Origin of the sequence: Craterilacuibacter sp., assembly GCF_051659485.1 — a bacterium.
GTDB lineage: Bacteria > Pseudomonadota > Gammaproteobacteria > Burkholderiales > Chromobacteriaceae > Craterilacuibacter.
On the sequence record NZ_JBOFOO010000425.1, the window covers coordinates 1 to 2,702 of the forward strand.

Genomic DNA, 2,702 nt, shown 5'->3' on the forward strand with positions numbered 1-2,702 from the left:
GTAATACCACGTGCCTTTTCTTCTGGCGCGCTGTCGATCTGGGCATAACCCTTGGCTTCGCCACCAAACTTCTTCGACAGAATGGTAGTGATAGCAGCAGTCAGAGTTGTCTTACCATGGTCTACGTGACCAATGGTGCCAACGTTTACGTGCGGTTTTGTCCGCGCGAATTTTTCCTTAGCCATGGCAAAATTCCCTGAAACTTAACAAGGTTGAATTTGGTGCCCATGGGCGGAATTGAACCGCCGACCTCTCCCTTACCAAGGGAGTGCTCTACCCCTGAGCTACATGGGCCTCGTACACATACATATCCTGGAGCGGGTGAAGGGAATCGAACCCTCGTCATAAGCTTGGAAGGCTTCTGCTCTACCATTGAGCTACACCCGCTTATCACGCGCCGCTTACTTCACGTCGCCAAGATAATCTAAATCTGGTGGGGGGAGAAGGATTCGAACCTTCGAAGGCTGAGCCGTCAGATTTACAGTCTGATCCCTTTGACCGCTCGGGAATCCCCCCTTGGAGAGACCCGAATAATACAGAGCCCCGCCTAGGTCGTCAACACTTTATCGTGCATTTTTTTCTAAAATCGCCTAACTGCAGGCAAAAGCAGCATACTTCGCCACATCAAGCAGCACAAGCCCTTTAGCAATCAAGCACTTAGGCCTTGCCGGTAATAATCAGATACTTGGCTTGCAGCTCATCCTGGGTTTCAGGATGGTTAGGATCCAGCGGGATGCAATCCACCGGACACACTTGCTGGCATTGGGGTTCATCGTAATGGCCCACACACTGTGTACACAGATTGGGATCAATCACATAAATCTCTTCGCCTTGCGAAATGGCATTGTTCGGGCATTCCGGTTCGCAAACATCGCAATTGATGCATTCATCCGTAATTATCAAAGACATACTATTTTCCTCAGGAATTCCAGTTTGCGATTCTGTCACCGCCATTTACAAAGGGCAAGGACAGTACCGTCATATTGATATGCTTTAAGCGCTGGCTTCTTCTACTGATTCGGGCTTTTGCAGCAGCGCATAATGCACCATGCCGGCCGCCCCGTCCTTTAATACGATCCAGCCATCCAGCGCTGGCCACTTGGCCGCCTCGGCATAGACCCGCCCCCCCTCATTCAGCAAGGCCGGCAACAACGGCAACAAGGCCGGCAGCAAATCCTGACTAAAAGGCGGATCAAGAAAGATAAGATCGAAGCGTTCCCGCGTCGATTTGAGATAAGACAGCGCATCCGCCCCCATCACATCAATCTCGGTCGCTCCCAATAGTTCGCGACTAGCCTTGAGCGCGGCTACCGCCTTGCGATCGCGCTCAATCAGCACCACATGCTTGGCGCCACGCGATGCCGCCTCGAAGCCTAGCGCACCACTACCGGCAAACAAGTCCAGGCAATGCAAACCATCCAGTTCATGCCCCAGCCAGTTGAACAGGGTGGTACGCACCCGGTCAGGCGTCGGACGCAAACCGTCCACATCGGGAAAAGCCAGCAGTCTGCGCCGGTATTTACCGGCGATAATACGCACCTTGTTGTTACGGTACTCGGCCATATACCCTCCAAACTCAAGGCGCAGAGTTTACCGTGAACTTGCCAAGTTTGCCTCATGCCGTAGCGACAAAAGCCGCCCGCCGCCAGCAGACTACATCCTTTATATGTCGTTTCGGCAACTGCACAGCGACTCAGACTGCGATAGAACTGCCCAGCGCGGCATTTGAAGATACAATCGTGCATCGAACACAGACACACAGACACACAAGCATGTTCAGCTTTTTCAAGAAAAAACCAGCCGCCCCTGTCGCCCCCCCTCTGGAAAACGAGGAGGTGGCGAGCACGCCAGCCCCCTCCCCTGCTCAAGACACCCCGTCATTGAGCGAGCCCACGCTGAGTGCACAGGATGCGGTTACGGCCTCAGCCGAGCCGGCAGCCACCGAGACTGCCCCAACTCAGGAACCCGTCACCCCCGAAGCAACAGCAGAGGCTGCGAACGCGCCCAAGCACAGTTGGACGGAGCGGCTAAAGGCCGGGCTGGGCATCCATAGCGCAGCCACATTGCCGGAGACACCGGCTATCGAACCGGCCACGACCCAAGCACCGGCGCTGGAAGCGGAGCTTACGCACGCAGCGACAGAGCCGCATGCCCCCCAGCAAGCGCTGACAGCAGAGCCGGATGCAATACCGGCGCCCGAATCCGCACCACTGCACACCCCGACAATCGAAGTGCCGGCCGAAAACGCTGCGCCCGCGGCGGATACGCAGCCGATCGCCGCCAGCCCCGCCCCTTCCGCCCCGCCGCTGCCTGAAGCCCCTCCGGCCAAAAAAGGCAGCTGGACCGAGCGCCTTAAGGCCGGGCTGGCCAAGACGCGCAGCAAGCTGGGCAAATCGCTGGCGGCACTGTTTGGTGGCGGCAAGATAGATGAAGACTTGTACGAGGAACTGGAAGCGGTACTACTCACCGCCGACATGGGGATAGCGGCAACGACCCACCTGCTGGGCGACGTACGCCAACGTGTCTCGCTCAAGGGCCTGAAAGATGCGTCCGAACTCAAGGGCGCACTCAAGGACTCGATCAACGAATTGATCGAGCCGCTGGAAAAGCCGCTGGACATCAGCGGCAAGAAACCTTTCGTCATCATGCTGGCCGGCGTCAACGGTGCCGGCAAGACCACCTCCATCGGCAAGCTGGCCAAG

The 2,702-nt window shown here is 56.7% G+C and carries 4 protein-coding genes and 3 tRNA genes; 1 reads left to right on the forward strand and 6 read right to left on the reverse strand.

Going from position 1 to position 2,702, the window contains the following annotated elements; genetic code table 11:
- The 6 genes from ACRC1E_RS14270 to rsmD form a co-directional block, all read right to left on the reverse strand.
- On the reverse strand, positions 1-185 hold a 185-nt coding region (locus ACRC1E_RS14270), incomplete at its 3' end, for a GTP-binding protein (RefSeq protein ID WP_438515767.1).
- A 34-nt stretch (positions 186-219) separates the two neighbouring features.
- Positions 220-294, reverse strand: a tRNA-Thr gene (locus ACRC1E_RS14275).
- Positions 295-313: 19 nt separating this feature from the next.
- A tRNA-Gly gene (locus tag ACRC1E_RS14280) sits at positions 314-387 on the reverse strand.
- A gap of 44 nt (positions 388-431) precedes the next feature.
- A tRNA-Tyr gene (locus ACRC1E_RS14285) sits at positions 432-516 on the reverse strand.
- A gap of 141 nt (positions 517-657) precedes the next feature.
- Positions 658-909: a YfhL family 4Fe-4S dicluster ferredoxin gene (locus ACRC1E_RS14290; protein WP_438515768.1), complete on the reverse strand. Its 252-nt coding sequence runs from the start codon at positions 907-909 to the stop codon at positions 658-660.
- Positions 910-993: 84 nt separating this feature from the next.
- The gene (rsmD, locus tag ACRC1E_RS14295; RefSeq protein WP_438515769.1) at positions 994-1,563 is read right to left on the reverse strand and encodes a 16S rRNA (guanine(966)-N(2))-methyltransferase RsmD; all 570 of its coding nucleotides are present in this window, start codon (positions 1,561-1,563) and stop codon (positions 994-996) included.
- Positions 1,564-1,772: 209 nt separating this feature from the next.
- Here rsmD and ACRC1E_RS14300 point away from each other — a divergent pair.
- Positions 1,773-2,702, forward strand: a 930-nt coding sequence (locus tag ACRC1E_RS14300) for a signal recognition particle receptor subunit alpha (protein WP_438515770.1), incomplete at its 3' end; no start/stop codon positions are given.

Excerpts from the sequence above, each read along its gene's own strand:
- ACRC1E_RS14290 (WP_438515768.1), bottom strand. The coding sequence starts at position 909 with ATGTCTTTGATAATTACGGATGAATGCATCAATTGCGATGTTTGCGAA.
- rsmD (WP_438515769.1), bottom strand. The coding sequence starts at position 1,563 with ATGGCCGAGTACCGTAACAACAAGGTGCGTATTATCGCCGGTAAATAC.